The organism is Endozoicomonas sp. 4G, assembly GCF_023822025.1.
In the GTDB taxonomy this organism is placed as follows: Bacteria; Pseudomonadota; Gammaproteobacteria; order Pseudomonadales; family Endozoicomonadaceae; genus Endozoicomonas_A.
Map to the genome: position 1 here is coordinate 4,858,986 of NZ_CP082909.1, position 15,927 is coordinate 4,874,912.

Here is a 15,927-nt window from a genome sequence, read left to right on the forward strand (position 1 = left end):
CCGGGTTGAATTGTAGTGAGACTCGAATGCAGTTTTACCGCTTATTGATAACATTTATTGTTTCGCTACTGGCGCTACTGGCTGTGGCATTTGTGCCATTATGCCATTCCTTAACCATCGTTGACTGGCATCATCCTGATGGGCACAAAGTCTGGGTTGAAATCCATGATGACACAGACCCTCGTCCGGCTGTCCCCGACAACATGGCAGACAGTGGGTTGGTAACCGGTCAGGCAGGCAACAGCACCCTGACATTGACCGGAGGCAAGCTCGCTGGCGATGTCGATTTTCCCGGCGTCGGCAACGGGGGCTTCTTTTATTCGCCGCCTCCTCCCTGGGGAGGTGGAGGTAGAGGTGGAGGTGGCAGTCCATCGGGATTATTCGACATTGACCTGGTTATTCTGCAACCCGTCATCTCCTGGCTGATGTCCATCGGTAAGCATTCTGTCTCGTTTGAGTGGCAACTGAGCTGTTTAATGAAGACACATCATGCGGATCACTTAGAGGCAGGCAATGTCGATGGAAAACCCTCTGGCGAGCTACCAGGCCATCTCATCCTCTGGTTGCCAGGGGATGACAATAACCATTATCAAGAGCAAAGAGATGAATCTGAAAGTCAGGAGAACCAACCACCAGGGGAAAGCTATGAGGGTAATGACGAAGGAGATAACGGAAAAGACGACAATGGCGAGGGAGCTGGAAACTCTCCTTCTCCAAACGCTGCGAATCAGAACCTTCAGGAGCTGGCAAACCAGCTTATTGCCATCATTGAACTCAAAAATCGCCCTGCTGCATTTGAGCTGAAGGATATTCTGGATAGTCTGGACATGCCTCAGCGTTTACAGGTTCTGGAAACAACAGGCAGAAACGCCGAGGGTCGTCCTGTCACGCCTCTTGAGGCGGTGCTGGAGCTGCAGCGTACTTCCAAAGATAGTTCAGTTCGCAATGTGTTTATTAAACAGCTAATACTAGCCACAAGCGGTGAGAGACAGCCTTTTAATAGCCCTGGCATTTGGTCTGAACTGCAACACATCACCCCAACTGACCGGATAATACCGGAAGCGGGCAACAACAACCTGAGGATTTTGTCCAAGATTGCTCTGGACATCATTCATAAAGCCAATTCTAACCGACGTCGACCCATAGGCAAGTTTGAAAAAAGTTGCTTTACTGAGTACTTTGCTCAATTGTTCATGACCTATTCAAACCCAGTTGAATTAATTGATAATCTGTTGAAAGAAATATCAAATACATTCACAAGGCTTGATGTTTTTATAGATCAACCATCATTGACATTTCCCGCCCGTTTTTTTAATACCTTTATACAATTTTACCAACACCCATCTTTTCATGAATTACAAGTTTTCAAAAACAAACTGCGGAATCAAATGCTTGCTCGCGTTCCACTAGCTAATAGTGACCACAGCGCCTCTGGCTCTGTCAGCAACTCTGCTGACCCAGCCAACGATAAATATTTGCAGCAGGGCGCAAGACCAAAACAGCCTACCGGTGCTAACGGGTCAAATTTGACTCAACCAGAGTTAAATGAACAATTGGAAGCGTTAATGGTGGAGAATGAACGGTTAAGTAAAGATAATCAGAGATTGGCTGCAGATAATGAGTTGTTACGAAACACCAGGAAGTCTTCGAAAGCTCGAAACAAGTACCTGACTGACCTGCTTGAAAATATCCAACAGATGCTTGTGGCCAGTCCGCCAATACCAAACAATGGCACAATGGATCGTCTTGATCATCAGGAAACCGGGGCGAATGGGCAGGTAGCACGACAACCTGTGCAAGCAACCCCAAAACCGTCATGCCCTCACTACCAAAGGCTCTGCTATGTGAGTTTTGAATGCTGTGAAACGTTTTTCCCGTGCCATAGATGTCATAATGAGGAAGCTGATCTCAAAGAGATAGAATGCAGAACCAATACGCTTAAGTCTGAAGATGCAACCATGCTTAAATGTTCTTTATGTGATTATGAGGGCGAAATTAATGAAGGCTCTCAGACATGCCCAAACTGCAATAAGCACATGTCGGAATATTACTGCTCAATATGCAAACACTTCACCTCATTTGCTGAAGACCCGTACCACTGCGATAAATGCGGTATTTGCAGAGAAGGTCGGCATGGGTCTTTTCACTGTGATGTTTGCAATGCCTGCATGGATATAAGACTAAAAGACAATCACCCATGCCGACCTGGTTCGGGGCACGATGAGTGCGGCATCTGCCTGGAAGATGTCTTCACCGGCTGCCATATATTGCCCTGCTCCCACAGGGTTCACATAGGATGTATGCTGTCGATGATTCAAAATAGGGTGAGACACTGCCCTATTTGCCGAGCACTTGTATTCTGGTAAAACAATAATTAACCGTCGGACCGGGTTGCATCGACAAGACGACTCAGGACACGACTGGTCACATCACTGAGATAACCAATAAACAGACTGCCCATGGAAGCCCGGAAGTGACTTTCATCCCGGCTGCCCAGTGCAAGAACACCGACGTTTTTCGGGAAGTTCAAGGGTGCCAGGGCCACGGAACCGATTTCCTTATGATTATCCGGAAACAGGAATTCCAGTTCGCGGGGCTTTATTCGACCACAGATAACTTTCTGGCCCGAAGCCTGTTTATCACCAAAGCCCGTAAGTAGGTCACCCAGAATCTCGTCCGCCGTATCGGGATTTTCTTCCCGGATGGTGAGAGTGGCGGGTTGGTGGGTAAACAGAATCAGGGAATGAAACTCGATGTTAAAGTCCTGCTCCAGGCCATCCTTGAGTATTTCAGTCGCCTGCTCAAGGTCCTGACTTTCCAGAAGGCCAAGCACCAGTTTGCGAGTCTGTTCAAACAGACGGTCGTTATCCCGGGCAACCTCCATCAATTTGCCAAGCCTGCTTCGCAACTCAAGATTGTGCTCCCTGAGCAGTTGCAACTGACGTTCAACCAGTGAAATGGCTACCCCTCTTTCGTGGGGAATCTTGAGTTTCAGCAACAGCTCATCCTGATTGATAAAAAAGTCGGGATGGTTCTTCAGGTATTCAGTCACCTGATCTGCCGTTGTCACCGAGTCTGTCATATCCGTATCTGTCCTTCGAATACCCGGGTGGCACTTCCGGTCATCATAACCGAGTGACCTTTTCCCGGCCAACGAATATGAAGCGTGCCACCTGATAGATTAACCCGAACCTCTTCATCCAGTAGCCCCTGCAAACGGCCTGCGACAACTGCCGCACAAGCGCCGGAACCACAGGCCAGGGTTTCACCCACGCCCCGCTCATAAACCCGGAGATTAATCTCTCCGGCATCCAGCACCTGCATAAAACCGGCATTGCAGCGTTTGGGAAAACGACTATGGCCTTCCAGCCGGGGCCCCATCGATGCAACCGGTGCCCGGTTAATATCGTCCACCTGCCACACGGCATGGGGATTACCCATGGAAACCACTGCCACGGTCAGCCGCTCTCCCGCCACATCAAGGTCATAGGTGGTTTGTGTGGAAGGTGCTTTGAACGGAACCTGTTGAGGCTCCAGCACTGGAATGCCCATGTCCACGGTCACATCACCATTATCTTCAATGATGAGTTCCATATTGCCACCGGACGTTTGTACCCGAACCCTGTCACGCCCAATCAGTTTTTTATCCCTGACAAAACGGGCAAAACAACGGGCACCGTTGCCGCACTGCTCCACTTCACTGCCGTCGGCATTGAAAATGCGATAGCGGAAATCCATATCGGGATCCGTGGGCGGCTCAACCATCAGTAACTGATCAAAACCCACCCCGAAATTCCGGTCGGACAGGCTGCGAATTTTTTCCGGGGTAATGCGTACGGACTGGGTGACTCTGTCAACAACCATAAAGTCGTTGCCCAGGCCATGCATTTTTGTAAAGTGCAACAACATAGTGAAGTCATTATCCTTCTGGCAGCAAGGTTTCGTCAGCCCACTGGTCAGCCAGTTTTTCCCGGCGACGAACCTGATGTACCTGATCACAATCGACCATAATTTCAGCAGGGCGACAGCGAGAGTTATAATTGGAACTCATGCCAAAGCCATAGGCACCGGCTGAGCGAACCGCCAGCAAATCGCCTTCTGCTAGGCTCAGCTTTCTGTCTTTACCCAGAAAGTCTCCGGTTTCGCAGATGGGGCCGACCACATCACACAGGATTTCTTGTCTCCCGTTATTAGTCACAACCGGCTCAATATCATGCCAGGCGCTGTAGATAGCAGGACGCAGCAGATCATTCATAGCCGCATCCACGACAGTGAACGCCTTATGGTCAGACTGTTTAATCAGCTCGACGCTGGTGACCAGCATCCCGGCCTGCGCGGCAATGGAGCGACCGGGCTCAACGACAATGTTCAGATGCTTATGGTGCTCACTGGCAGCCAGACGCTCTTTTACCTGACCCAGGTATTCTGAAGGTGTCGGTGGCTGCTCATGAGCTTCATAAGCAATACCCAGACCGCCGCCAATATCCAGATGCTTCAAGATAATACCCATGTCACGAAGCTGATCCACCAGCAGCAACAGACGATCCAGGGCATCAATAAAAGGTTCTTTACTGGTGAGCTGAGAACCGATATGACAATCCACCCCGAGCACTTCAATGTTCGGTAGTTCCGCCGCCCGCTGGTAAACAGCAGGCGCAGTCTTGATATCAATACCGAACTTGTTGTCTTTCAAACCGGTGGAAATATAAGGATGGGTCCGGGCATCAACATCCGGATTCACCCGGACAGAAACAGCGGCGACTTTGCCCAGAGCCTGGGCTTCTTGCTGGATTCTTTCCAGTTCAGTGTCTGACTCAATATTGAAGCAGTGGATCCCCAGCTCCAGCGCCCTTCTGATTTCATGACGCTGCTTTCCGACACCGGAGAAAACCACTTTGGAGGCTTCACCACCGGCAGCGATGACCCGCTCCAGCTCTCCCACAGAGACGATGTCAAAGCCCGCCCCCAGTTTTGCCAGAACATTCAGAACCGCCAGATTACTGTTCGCCTTGACGGCGTAGCAAATCAGGTGAGGCCACCCTGCAAGCGCCTGTTGATACGCTTTAAAACCTTCTTCAAACCCTTTGCGGGAATAGATGTAGGCCGGGGTACCAAACTGTTCGGCAATGTCAGTAACAGGAACCTGTTCAGCATAAAGCTCACCGTTACGATGGGGGAACCAATCCATCAGACTGTCTTACTCTCTATTATGAAACTCTATTATGAAATTCTGTTATTAAACGTCTGGAAACTATTATTCTGACCCGCTATGAGTCAACTGCTGGGCTTCACCCTCTGTTGGAAGGTATAAAGCTCCCTTCTGACCGCACCCGGCCAACAGCAGAGTGGTGAACATGAGGGCAATGATGGCTCTCATGAAAGGCTCCTTGTATTTTTTACCCTGAGTTGTATTCGCTCAGGGCTGCGTGAATAGTCATTCATCATCAGAACAGTCGTTCTACAACAAGGCTGTTTCAGCAATGATCAAACGCTGAGTATAATCTGCATCAAACAGCGGCGATAGCCCCAACTGACGGATACCCTGATGAACGAAAGCGAGTACCACGACCTGTTGGACGACCTGATGGTCGCCATTGAAGACGCCATAGAAGAGGCTGAGCTGGATATTGATTATGAAACCGCCGCAGGTATTCTGACTCTGACCTGTGAAGATCATTCCAAAGTCATTCTGAGCCGACAAACGCCTGTGCTGCAATTATGGCTGGCGGCCAGAAGTGGTGGTTTTCACTTTGATTACGATGTAGACAAAAAGCAGTGGTTGACTGATAGCGATGGCGAGGAATTTATGCAGGTTTTGAATCGTTGTTTGAGTCAGCAGTGTGGGGAGACAGTCGTGCTTTCTGTTTAAACTCTGGAAAACAAAAAGGCGAAACCCGGATAGGATTTCGCCTTTTTTGACAGAGTCTGAGTCAGCAGAATAAGCCTTCTCAAATACTGCATACTGTCAGGCTGACTGGCTTCTGTAGATTAGAAGTAGTAGCGAACAGAAGCACCCAAGGTGTCGCTGTCTGTTTCGGTACCAGCGCGGTTAGCTTTGGTCGCATCTTTGTACTCAACAGCGAATTCCATTGGACCAGTAGTGTAAACAACACCAGCTACGTAGCCTTTTTGTTCAGCTTTGCTGAGCTCGGTTTCGTCAGTAATCTGGGTGTAACCGGCTTCCAGAAGCAGACCTTCTACTACAGCGTCCAGAGCATAGGTACCTACAACTTCTGCCGCTTTAGCCTTTTCAGAAACGAAAGTAGTGTCAGCTTCAACTGCATCGAATTTTACAGAGTTTGTGTACTCACCGTAGTTAGCTGCCAGCATGAACTGACCCGCAGCGAATTTAGCACTAACAAGGCTGGCTTTGGTGTTGTCCATGTCTTTCAGGTAAGTTTCGTTGTGCGCAGCACCCAAAGACAGACCGAATGGCAGGTCGTAGCTAACAGCGATGCCGTAGCTTTTTTCACGAGTGATATCAGTAACTCTGTTGACTTCACCTGTACCTTCCAGCTGAGTCTGTACAGCAACGTTCAGACCGCCGAAGCTCTTACGATAGCTCAGGGCGTCATCAGCACGGGCAGTACCCAGGAAGTGACCATTGTCGTAGATACCTTTGGTACCCACGTAGTCAGAACCACCGACAGCAAAGATGTCAGTCCAGCCAGCTACATCGTAGAAGGCAGACCATTGCTTACCAAATAGGAAAGCACCGTACTGGTCGTGTTTCAGACCAACGTTACCCAGACGGTTGGAGAATTCGATGTTGTCTGTAGACTGTGGGTTATAGCCCCACTCAACAGTACCAGTACCGGTCCAGCCGCTCTGGAAGTTGTGAGCGAACTTGAAGTTAACACGGGAACCGTCGTCGCTCAGGCCGTTGTCGTGACCACCGTCTTCATCGCCGGTCACCATGCCTACACGACCGCCGATTTCTACGCTGTTAACGCCGTCGTTGTAAACTTCCAGGGCCATTGCCTGACCGGCAACGAGAGATGCTACTAAAGTGGCAAGCAGTTTCTTCTGCATAATCACTAAACTCCTGACTCAATGTGTTGTGTTGTGTTGTGTTGATCTTGTTCTGCTTTTTAATATGCGATCATGAACTATCTAACGTGATTCTATGACCCAGCAGTTGTATGCGGATTCTTATAGGCTATGGGACGATCGTCACATCAATAAAAGTGATACGATCATCCAATTTTCAGTCTTGCCAATTGTTTGCACTTACACGACTAGGGATAACTACAACCACAACCATTGAGGGGTAGGTAAAACTACTCAAAAAATCCTCCATCTTGCCCTTATGTCTTAATTATTTAACACTGGGCATTACGTAAATTTTTTAGAAATCGAGTAAAACCTGTCTAAGAAAACACTCAATTTTTGTTAAAAAGTCCGATTCAACCCCATGTCCCAGAAACCAATTTCCAGACGGGTAGCTTCCTGGAAAGTACGACAGAGTGAGTCCATTCGCCCTTCAGAAAAACGACTGGCGGCCAGCTTTTCAATCGCTTCAACCTGTTTGACAGCCCCCTGCACAAAGTCCTCTCCCCCGTAGGTTTGGATCCATTTCCAATAGGGGTTGCCTTCTCTTTTAGTGGCCGGGTCATTGATCAGCCTCAGACCAATCTCGGCATAGCCCACCGAACAGGGAGAAAGCGCCGTCTGGAGATCCAGGATATCCCCGGCCATTCCCCGCTCAAGCACATAGCGGGTATAGGCCATATTGGCCCGGGCTTCTGGCTGGCTGACCACATCCTGCTCAGTCATTCCCCACTGTGCGCAATACTCCAGATGGAGATTCATCTCTGAAAGAATCCCGGCCACGGAGCCAGAAGCCGCTCTCATATCCTCAAGATTCTCAGCCTTGTAAACAGCCAGGGCATAGGCTCTGGCGAAATGAATCAGGAACAGATAATCCTGTTGCAAGTAATGTTTAAAACTTTCCAGAGGCAAGGTGCCGTCGGCAATACCCTGAACAAACTCGTGGTGGCAATAGCGGTGCCAGTCGTCTGCACAGGCCGTTTTCATTTTGCAGTAAAGCGTATCAGGGCGATCAAAGGGAGAAGTCATCACTCAGCTCGTAAATAGTGTTAAAAGAAGGCGAAAGGATACCCCGAATGTTCAACCAGAGCACCAAGCCGTATAATTCGCCTTTTCGCATAAACAGGTATCACCCATGCTGACCCAAACCATGGTCGACAAACTCAACGACCAGATTAATCTTGAGTTTTACTCTTCCAATCTTTATCTACAGATGGCTTCCTGGTGCGAAGCGCAGGGGCTTGATGGCTGCACCGAATTTTTGCGCCGCCACGCCCGGGAAGAAATGGAGCATATGCAAAAGCTCTTTAACTACGTAAATGAGACAGGTGCCATGGCCATTATTGGTGCCATTGATGCACCTCCCTGCCAGTATGAGTCGGTAAGGGATATTTTCCTGCGCACCTATGAGCACGAGTGCGAGGTCACCCGTTGTATCAACGAACTGGCACACACGGCCTTTACTGAAAAGGATTACAGTACCTTTCAATTCCTGCAATGGTATGTATCCGAGCAGCACGAAGAAGAGAAGTTGTTTAAAGGCATTCTGGATAAAATCGATATGATTGGCTTTGAAGGCAAGGGGCTTTACTTTATCGATCAGGAAGTGTCGAAAATGATGGCTTCCATGCCTCCTGTTACAGCAGCCTGAGACTCTTCCGGCCAGGGAGGGCAGGGCTTTTAAATCAGGTTACTAATGGCATAAAGGACACGGACGTGATTGCTTCCTAAGGCATTCCCGGCAATACCAATGTTTTGTACAGGCTGCCATTGCCGGCCTTTTCATGGGCCCTGAACAAATAAGACACAATCCTGTAAAGAACTGACTCGCCAGGAGATGGGAATGTTCTATAAATTTAAAGTGCTCTATCATTTTCGCAATGAACCTGGGAAAAGCTAATAATATGCTTTCATCCCTATTAAAAAATATCTTTAGCTCATAAGCAGCACTGCCCAAATAACCTAATGCCAAACTTATTACTAAAACAACAATATATTTATAATTATGAGCATTATCGGTTTTAGAGACATAGAAATTTAATAAAGCCATAGCTACTATTTCACACGCTCGTACAGGCAGCCTGAATCCATCATAATACAGCAGCGGATAGCTTAATAAATCCACAAAACCAGTATAAAAACTCTGCCCGAAATTTTCATAATACAACGAAAAAGAAGCTAATAAATTCAATAGAAAACGGTAAAGACTCGGTTCGAAATCTTCATATTCTTCATACGAAGCAGTGTGATTGGAGCATATATACCCATCATCATAAGTATTAACCTGAGACCCGTAAGAAGCACTACAAAACACGAGTAAGCTAAATATCACGAATGCGCGTAGATAAAGCATATTTACTATTGATGGATTTTGAGAAACAGCCGGTGATAGTACACGACACCTGCCCTCCCAGTCCGGGAGAACAGGGCTTCGAGAAATCAGGCCATAGACAGAATGCGATCAACCAGCTTGTCGATCCCCCGGGCGGCTTCACTGATGCTTCTGGCAGTCATATAGGCGGGCGTGGTTACCAGTTTGTGATGGTCATCCACCACAATATCATCCACAGCACACTCGACATGCTTAACACCTGTTTGCTCCAGTGCCGCAGCGGTTTCAGCGTCGTTGCCGATGGTGGCTAAAACGCCCTCACCAAATATCCGACCGGCAATAGCGGGGGCAATGCACATCAAGCCAACGGGTTTTCCGGCTTCTGCGAAAGATTTGACGGCAAAACTGACGTCACTCTGAACAGTGAGCTCACTGCCACTGAAAGCAAAATCCGATAAATTTTTCGCCGCTCCAAAACCGCCGGGCAGAACCAGGGCATCAAAATCGTCAGCCTTCAGCTCCGTCACTGGCCTGATCTCACCCCGGGCAATCCTGGCCGCTTCCACCAGCACATTCCGGCTTTCAGCCATTTCGTCGCCGGTCATATGATTAATGACATGGTGTTGGGCTATATCGGGAGCAAAGCACTGATAACTGGCTTCACGGCGATCAAGGCTGAGCAGGGTCAGAACAGCCTCATGAATTTCGCTGCCGTCAAAAACACCGGACCCGGAAAGAATGACAGCCACTTTTTTACTCATCATTAGTCTCCATTTCGTACCATCGTGACAGATAGGCAGACAAAAAGTTAACACAGGGACTGTAGCAGATTATTTCGACGACCCCCCGGAGTCGAGCTAGACTGAAGCAAAAATAATTGAATGGAGTCCCCAAACTATTGAAAAAGCTTCTGGCTCTCAGGCTTCTGACTTTGTCTATTATGATGTTCGCCACTGGCCTGATTACTGGTTGGTGGTGGCATGAAATACTGGCTACCCAGAGTAAAAAATACTCGTTCGAAGGGTCAGACTACCGTGACTGGCTGCCCCGTGGAGATTTCAGCAAATCGCTTCAATGGCCCGACATCCCCCAGGAAATCATTGATTTTGAACGGGCATTGGATGATTACCGGTACGATGATGCCCTGGTCATTTTTCAACAACAGGAGCGACAGAATTCAGATCTCAGCCAACGACTGGAAACCGTCCTGCTGCAAAAAATAGATGAATGGTATGAACACAGGGAATACAGCATTGCGGCGCTGGAACGTTTTACCCAACACTATTATCAGAACCCGGTTCTTCTGAAAAAGCTGGCAGACCTTTACACAGAACAGCAGGAACCGGAAAAAGCCATTGAAGTACTGATCAGCACTCGCTCCTTCACCAGCCAGCCTGATGAGCTGGAAAAGACAGCCAGCAAAATCCAAAAGCTCAGCCGCCTGTTTTTTGACAACAGACAAAAAGCCCGACAGCTCCACGAAACTCTGCCCCTCTTCCAGAAGCTGGCAGCGATGGAACCTGAGTATGCCTTTTACCGGTATGCACTGGCTCAGGGTTACTTGTCTTCAGAGGATTCAAACAGTGCTATTCGCGAGCTGGAGCTGGTGCAGACCGATGAAGAGTTTGGCCGACTGGCTTCCCGGCAACTGTCTGAACTGTTACCCCCGGTACAGGAAGAGCCCGAAGAGGCGCATGCCTCAGCCATTCCTCTGCTTACCCACGGCAATCACTATATTGTCACCGCGCTGACTCAGGACAAAAGCCAGTCACGGCTGCTGATTGACACCGGAGCCAGCCTGACTACTTTGCCCGATGCTTTATTAAAGGAGCTTAAACGTAAAAAAATGGCCCACCGGGTCGGTCATACCCATTTGAAGACAGCCAGCGGGGTTGCCTTTGCTGCTATCTATCGGGTGAAAGAGTTGCACCTGGGTCAATACATTATCAAAGACCTGGAGGTGGCGGGGCTGGACCTGGAGTCCTCTTTTGCAGAAGGGCTGCTGGGCATGAATGTACTGGGCCAGTTCCATTTCCAGATTGATCAGGACCGCAACCAGCTGATTTTGTCACCTCGCTGAGTGCTACCGCTATGTGTTACGCATTAATACCTAATTGCTGGGAAGGTAACAAAGTTTCGTAACCTTTTCCGCCTCTGACGCCATTAAAAAAAGTATTTATCTTTAAAAATCAATAAGTTAAAAAAGTTGGCACAACCCATGCCATATACTGACAAAACAATAACAATAAGCGCACACAATAAAAATAATAAGCTTGGCCCACATAACAATAACAAGGGCACCGATAAGTTGATTATTTTGCGGTATACCCTCTGGGTTTACCAAGGAGCAGGTAGCCAGCAAAATCATCCACTTACAGACTTCGGTGAGACAAAAAAAACAATCATCATTCACCAGTCACAAAGGGGAAATTGATTTTTCCCCTTTTTTCTTTTCTTGTTCGCACCTGTGTCAACAACACCTACTGAAGAACACCTACTGAAGAACACCTACTGAAGAACACCTACTGAAGAACCCCCTACTGACAACCCCCACTGAAATGCTATGATGTACGCCAGACTGGAGCAGTACCTCTGATCCAGCGCGACGATCTTACTGACTAACCAACAAAGATTTCATGCAAAAATCATCATGACAGGCATCATTATCACCGTTTTAGTGGTGCTGGCCATATCGCTTGCTGCTTACTTCTGGCTTAAGCCACCCCCGGAAAGAGACTCAGTATCCTCTGAATCGCAGCTTCCAGAACCCGACTCTATTCCGGAGCCTGATGACTTTCGCTCTGAAGAGCAGACTCGCATTGCTCGCGAACACCACCCTGTTTCACGACAGGGGATCAGTGAGAATGCCCTGAAAGTGCTGCACCGACTGAACAGTAATGGCTACGAAGCCTACCTGGTGGGGGGCTGCATCCGGGACCTTTACCTGGATCTTCACCCCAAAGACTTTGACGTGACCACCAACGCAACCCCTGAACAGGTCCGCAGACTGTTTCGTAACTCCCGGATCATTGGCAGAAGATTCAAACTGGTCCATATTCTGTTTGGTCACGAAGTGATTGAGGTAGCCACCTTCAGAGCCAGTCATGATGCTGAAGCCAGGAATATCGAACACAGCAGAGACAAATCCCAGCACTCCGATTCCGGGCGGATTCTGAGGGACAACGTTTACGGCTCCATGAAAGACGACGCTATTCGTCGGGACTTTACCGTCAATGCACTCTATTACGACGTTCGTGATTACTCTGTCATCGATTATTGCGGCGGTGTTCAGGACCTTGAAAACCAGACGTTGAAGTTGATTGGTGATCCGGTTAAACGCTACCACGAAGACCCGGTTCGAATGATGCGGGCCCTGCGCTTTGTAGCCAAACTGGATTTCGATATGGATCCCGCCACAGCAGACCCCATCTACGACCTGGGCCACCTGCTCAGTGACATTCCTTCAGCCAGACTGTTTGACGAAGTGCTCAAACTATTGCAATCAGGCAAAGGGGTAACAACCTTTCACCTTATGCGTGAGTACAGCCTGCTTCAGTACCTGTTCCCGGCAACAGATCACAGCCTTGAAGCTGAGGAGGAATGGGCTGAAGAACTGATTATCGAGGCACTGGCAAGCACCGACTTACGCATTGCCCGTGGCAAACCGGTCACTCCGGCCTTTATATTTGCAGCCTTCCTGTGGGCACCGCTGCAACGGCTGGCCAGAGACCTCCGTGAGCAGGGTGTACCTCCGGCACCGGCTCTGCAACAGGCCGCCATGGCCGTGCTGGATAATCAGTGCAGCCACACTGCGATTCCAAAACGTTTCACCATGGTGATACGGGACATCTGGGAAATGCAGTACCGTCTGGAACGCCGTCAGCCTAAAACCATTGAACCCTTGATGGAGCACCCCAAGTTCAGGGCTGCTTACGACTTCCTGGTACTCAGGGAAGCTGCCGGTGAAGCACTGGATGGCGCAGGCCAGTGGTGGACTGATATCCAGGCCTCCGCCGACCACAACCGAAACAGCATGATTCACGACCTTCGCTCCCACCCCCGTGGCAGAGGGAATCAGCAACGGAGAAGACGCCGCCCACGCAAGCGTCCCCCCGTCAACAAACCGTAATAAACCACTGAAGCTGAAATATGACCACCGTCTACATCGCCCTGGGCAGCAATCTGGAAAATCCCGGCCTGCAATTGCAAAGAGCCGTGGACGATATTGATTCCCTGCCCGACATTGAAGTATCAGGCTGCTCAAAACTCTACATCAGCGAGCCGGTAGGCCCGGCGGGACAGCCTGACTATTGCAACGCCGCCGTTCGGATTGAAACCACACTCGCACCACTGGCACTGCTGGACGCCATGCAGGCCATTGAAAATGACCATGGCAGAGTCAGAACCGTGCGCTGGGGGCCCAGGACACTGGATCTCGATATCATTCTGTACGGTGACCACACCCTTGCATCTGAACGTCTGACAGTGCCCCATTATCAGATGCATGTAAGAAACTTTGTCCTCTGCCCACTGCTGGATATTGACCCCGACCTGACGCTTCCCGATGGCCGCAAAGCGGCTGCGCTGTTAGCAGAAGTCGGGACGGCAGGCATTGAAGTCATAGCTACCCACTACCCCTGGTTATGAGCTTCCGGTGCCCGTCCCCCGGCAGGCACTGACACACCCGTTTGCTTTGCGTATAATCCGCCGCAAAGCACCCCTCAGTTAACGCTAAAGGCTTAAGGTCCTGATAGATGGCTAAAGTAACCCTGAAAACCCTGGCCGACATGAAGCAGTCCGGCGAAAAATTTACCAGCCTGACTGCCTATGACGCGACACTCGCCCACCTGGTCAGCAGTCAAGGGGTTGAAGTCATCCTGGTGGGAGACTCCCTTGGCAATGTTATACAGGGCAAAAACAGTACCGTTCCTGTTACCGTCGATGACATGTGTTATCACACCCGCTGTGTCACCCGGGCAGCCCACGACGCCATGATCATGGTAGACCTTCCCTTTGCTTCCTACGCCACTAAAGAGCAGGCAGTCGCCAATGCCGCCAAAATCATGCAGGCTGGCGCCGAAGTCGTGAAGCTGGAAGGTGAAGGCTGGTTGCCTCCCATTGTCGCCCACCTCAGGCAACAGGGCATTCCTGTCTGCGTCCACATGGGGCTGACTCCGCAGTTTGTCAATGTCTTTGGCGGCTACAAGGTTCAGGGCCGGGAACAGGAAAGAGCCAACAGCATGATCCAGGCTGCCATTGATTTGCAGGCTTCCGGTGCCGCCATGCTGCTACTGGAGTGTGTACCCAGTGACCTGGCCCGGGAAATCACCAAAGCCGTTGATATTCCGGTTATTGGCATCGGTGCCGGAAACGCAACCGATGGCCAGATCCTGGTGGTTCATGACATGCTCCACCTGACTCCGGGCCGCAAGCCCAAGTTTGTCAAAAACTACATGGCAGGCGCTGCCTCCCCGCAGGAAGCCGTGGCGCAATACGTTGCGGAAGTTAAAGAGGGTACCTTCCCGGCTCCGGAACACAGCTTCAATTGAGCCTTTACACTGAGCGCCAGTTCGCTAAATGATCTGGCTGAAATAGATAATCAAAACTATCTTAGAACCGCCACAGGCCAAAAATACAGGCTTTTTAAAGTCACTGACCGTCTTTCTCACTATGAAAACACTTCATACCATTGCTGAAATCCAGACCGAAGTAGCAGCCTGCCGAGCTGAAGGTAAAACCGTCGGTTTTGTGCCGACCATGGGTAACCTGCACGGCGGTCACCTGACCCTGGTCGAAAAAGCCCAGGAACTGTGCGATGTCGTCGTCGTCAGTATTTATGTCAACCCGCTCCAGTTTGGCCCAAACGAAGATTACGACTCTTACCCTCGCACCATGGAGCAGGATGAGCAGCTGCTGATCGAGCAGGGCGTGGACCTGCTCTACACCGCCCAGACCACAGAAATTTATCCTGAAGGCAGCGAACACCACACCCACGTCACTGTCGAGGAGCTGGATGGTATGCACTGCGGCAAAAGCCGTCCGGGCTTTTTCACGGGCATTGCCACCGTGGTCAGCAAACTGTTTAACATTGTTCGTCCCGATGTTGCGGTATTCGGAGAAAAAGACTTTCAGCAGCTGGCCATCATCCGCAAAATGACCAAAGACCTGTGCATACCGGTTAAGATTGTCGGCGCACCCATTGCCCGCGAAGACACCGGACTGGCCATGAGTTCCCGTAACGGTTACCTGACACCGGAAGAACGTGAAGAGATAGCCCCCACGCTTTACCGCTGCCTGCAATCGGCTCGCAGGGCCATTCTGGCAGGTGAGTCTGATTATGACCTGTTGCGCCGTGACGCTTTTGCAAAATTGGCCCAGGCTGGATTTAAACCGGACTATTTCAACATCAGCAATACCGCCACCCTGCTGCCCGCTGGCCCTGAAGATCAGGAGCTGGTGATTCTGGCAGCCGGTTACCTGGGCAAGGCCCGACTGATTGATAACATTACCGTCAACTTGTAATGACTCGAATACTGCCGACGATT

The 15,927-nt window shown here is 49.9% G+C and carries 15 protein-coding genes; 8 read left to right on the forward strand and 7 right to left on the reverse strand.

Annotation, left to right across the window (positions count from 1 at the left end):
* Nucleotides 1-26 precede the first annotated feature (26 nt).
* On the forward strand, nucleotides 27-2,366 hold the full coding sequence (locus K7B67_RS19045; protein ID WP_252177445.1) for a CHY zinc finger protein: 2,340 nt from the start codon (nucleotides 27-29) through the stop codon (nucleotides 2,364-2,366).
* A gap of 8 nt (nucleotides 2,367-2,374) precedes the next feature.
* Here the strand turns inward: K7B67_RS19045 and K7B67_RS19050 are convergent, their stop codons facing one another.
* The 4 genes from K7B67_RS19050 to K7B67_RS19065 all read right to left on the reverse strand — a co-directional run bounded on the left by K7B67_RS19050 (nucleotide 2,375) and on the right by K7B67_RS19065 (nucleotide 5,377).
* Nucleotides 2,375-3,082 (reverse strand): DUF484 family protein, encoded by a 708-nt coding sequence (locus K7B67_RS19050; RefSeq protein ID WP_252177446.1) that lies wholly within the window; start codon nucleotides 3,080-3,082, stop codon nucleotides 2,375-2,377.
* Nucleotides 3,079-3,909, reverse strand: coding sequence for a diaminopimelate epimerase (gene dapF / locus K7B67_RS19055; RefSeq protein ID WP_252177447.1), 831 nt, complete (start codon nucleotides 3,907-3,909; stop codon nucleotides 3,079-3,081). The genes K7B67_RS19050 and dapF overlap by 4 nt, the downstream gene beginning before the upstream one ends.
* Nucleotides 3,910-3,919: 10 nt before the next feature.
* On the reverse strand, nucleotides 3,920-5,188 hold the full coding sequence (lysA, locus tag K7B67_RS19060; RefSeq protein ID WP_252177448.1) for a diaminopimelate decarboxylase: 1,269 nt from the start codon (nucleotides 5,186-5,188) through the stop codon (nucleotides 3,920-3,922).
* Nucleotides 5,189-5,254: 66 nt separating this feature from the next.
* The gene (locus tag K7B67_RS19065; RefSeq protein ID WP_256484568.1) at nucleotides 5,255-5,377 is read right to left on the reverse strand and encodes a lipoprotein; all 123 of its coding nucleotides are present in this window, start codon (nucleotides 5,375-5,377) and stop codon (nucleotides 5,255-5,257) included.
* Between the two features lie 168 nt (nucleotides 5,378-5,545).
* Here K7B67_RS19065 and cyaY point away from each other — a divergent pair, with 168 nt between their 5' ends.
* Nucleotides 5,546-5,869, forward strand: a complete 324-nt coding sequence (cyaY, locus tag K7B67_RS19070; RefSeq protein ID WP_252177449.1) for an iron donor protein CyaY — start codon at nucleotides 5,546-5,548, stop codon at nucleotides 5,867-5,869.
* A gap of 119 nt (nucleotides 5,870-5,988) precedes the next feature.
* On the opposite strand, the gene K7B67_RS19075 is transcribed toward cyaY, so the two are convergent.
* Nucleotides 5,989-7,032 (reverse strand): porin, encoded by a 1,044-nt coding sequence (locus K7B67_RS19075; RefSeq protein ID WP_252177450.1) that lies wholly within the window; start codon nucleotides 7,030-7,032, stop codon nucleotides 5,989-5,991.
* 360 nt (nucleotides 7,033-7,392) lie between these two features.
* Entirely contained in the window at nucleotides 7,393-8,079 is a 687-nt protein-coding gene (gene tenA / locus K7B67_RS19080; protein WP_252177451.1) for a thiaminase II, read from the reverse strand.
* 106 nt (nucleotides 8,080-8,185) lie between these two features.
* Between tenA and ftnA the strand changes: the two genes are divergently transcribed.
* Nucleotides 8,186-8,701 (forward strand): non-heme ferritin, encoded by a 516-nt coding sequence (ftnA, locus tag K7B67_RS19085; RefSeq protein ID WP_252177452.1) that lies wholly within the window; start codon nucleotides 8,186-8,188, stop codon nucleotides 8,699-8,701.
* Between the two features lie 788 nt (nucleotides 8,702-9,489).
* Here ftnA and elbB read toward each other — a convergent pair.
* Complete coding sequence (elbB, locus tag K7B67_RS19090) at nucleotides 9,490-10,143, reverse strand: isoprenoid biosynthesis glyoxalase ElbB (RefSeq protein ID WP_252180611.1); 654 nt, start codon at nucleotides 10,141-10,143, stop codon at nucleotides 9,490-9,492.
* Between the two features lie 116 nt (nucleotides 10,144-10,259).
* On the opposite strand from elbB, the gene K7B67_RS19095 reads away from it, so the two are divergent.
* The 5 genes from K7B67_RS19095 to panC all read left to right on the forward strand — a co-directional run bounded on the left by K7B67_RS19095 (nucleotide 10,260) and on the right by panC (nucleotide 15,904).
* Entirely contained in the window at nucleotides 10,260-11,462 is a 1,203-nt protein-coding gene (locus tag K7B67_RS19095) for a retroviral-like aspartic protease family protein (RefSeq protein ID WP_252177453.1), read from the forward strand.
* A 570-nt stretch (nucleotides 11,463-12,032) separates the two neighbouring features.
* On the forward strand, nucleotides 12,033-13,511 hold the full coding sequence (gene pcnB / locus K7B67_RS19100; protein WP_252177454.1) for a polynucleotide adenylyltransferase PcnB: 1,479 nt from the start codon (nucleotides 12,033-12,035) through the stop codon (nucleotides 13,509-13,511).
* 20 nt (nucleotides 13,512-13,531) lie between these two features.
* Complete coding sequence (folK, locus tag K7B67_RS19105; RefSeq protein ID WP_252177455.1) at nucleotides 13,532-14,029, forward strand: 2-amino-4-hydroxy-6-hydroxymethyldihydropteridine diphosphokinase; 498 nt, start codon at nucleotides 13,532-13,534, stop codon at nucleotides 14,027-14,029.
* A 107-nt stretch (nucleotides 14,030-14,136) separates the two neighbouring features.
* Nucleotides 14,137-14,931 (forward strand): 3-methyl-2-oxobutanoate hydroxymethyltransferase, encoded by a 795-nt coding sequence (gene panB / locus K7B67_RS19110; RefSeq protein ID WP_252177456.1) that lies wholly within the window; start codon nucleotides 14,137-14,139, stop codon nucleotides 14,929-14,931.
* Between the two features lie 121 nt (nucleotides 14,932-15,052).
* Nucleotides 15,053-15,904 (forward strand): pantoate--beta-alanine ligase, encoded by an 852-nt coding sequence (panC, locus tag K7B67_RS19115; protein ID WP_252177457.1) that lies wholly within the window; start codon nucleotides 15,053-15,055, stop codon nucleotides 15,902-15,904.
* Nucleotides 15,905-15,927: the final 23 nt, after the last annotated feature.

Excerpts from the sequence above, each read along its gene's own strand:
- ftnA (WP_252177452.1), top strand. The coding sequence starts at position 8,186 with ATGCTGACCCAAACCATGGTCGACAAACTCAACGACCAGATTAATCTT.
- pcnB (WP_252177454.1), top strand. The coding sequence starts at position 12,033 with ATGACAGGCATCATTATCACCGTTTTAGTGGTGCTGGCCATATCGCTT.
- panB (WP_252177456.1), top strand. The coding sequence starts at position 14,137 with ATGGCTAAAGTAACCCTGAAAACCCTGGCCGACATGAAGCAGTCCGGC.
- panC (WP_252177457.1), top strand. The coding sequence starts at position 15,053 with ATGAAAACACTTCATACCATTGCTGAAATCCAGACCGAAGTAGCAGCC.
- K7B67_RS19075 (WP_252177450.1), bottom strand. The coding sequence starts at position 7,032 with ATGCAGAAGAAACTGCTTGCCACTTTAGTAGCATCTCTCGTTGCCGGT.
- tenA (WP_252177451.1), bottom strand. The coding sequence starts at position 8,079 with ATGACTTCTCCCTTTGATCGCCCTGATACGCTTTACTGCAAAATGAAA.
- K7B67_RS19045 (WP_252177445.1), top strand. The coding sequence starts at position 27 with ATGCAGTTTTACCGCTTATTGATAACATTTATTGTTTCGCTACTGGCG.
- K7B67_RS19050 (WP_252177446.1), bottom strand. The coding sequence starts at position 3,082 with ATGACAGACTCGGTGACAACGGCAGATCAGGTGACTGAATACCTGAAG.
- lysA (WP_252177448.1), bottom strand. The coding sequence starts at position 5,188 with ATGGATTGGTTCCCCCATCGTAACGGTGAGCTTTATGCTGAACAGGTT.
- dapF (WP_252177447.1), bottom strand. The coding sequence starts at position 3,909 with ATGTTGTTGCACTTTACAAAAATGCATGGCCTGGGCAACGACTTTATG.
- K7B67_RS19065 (WP_256484568.1), bottom strand. The coding sequence starts at position 5,377 with ATGAGAGCCATCATTGCCCTCATGTTCACCACTCTGCTGTTGGCCGGG.
- cyaY (WP_252177449.1), top strand. The coding sequence starts at position 5,546 with ATGAACGAAAGCGAGTACCACGACCTGTTGGACGACCTGATGGTCGCC.
- elbB (WP_252180611.1), bottom strand. The coding sequence starts at position 10,143 with ATGAGTAAAAAAGTGGCTGTCATTCTTTCCGGGTCCGGTGTTTTTGAC.
- folK (WP_252177455.1), top strand. The coding sequence starts at position 13,532 with ATGACCACCGTCTACATCGCCCTGGGCAGCAATCTGGAAAATCCCGGC.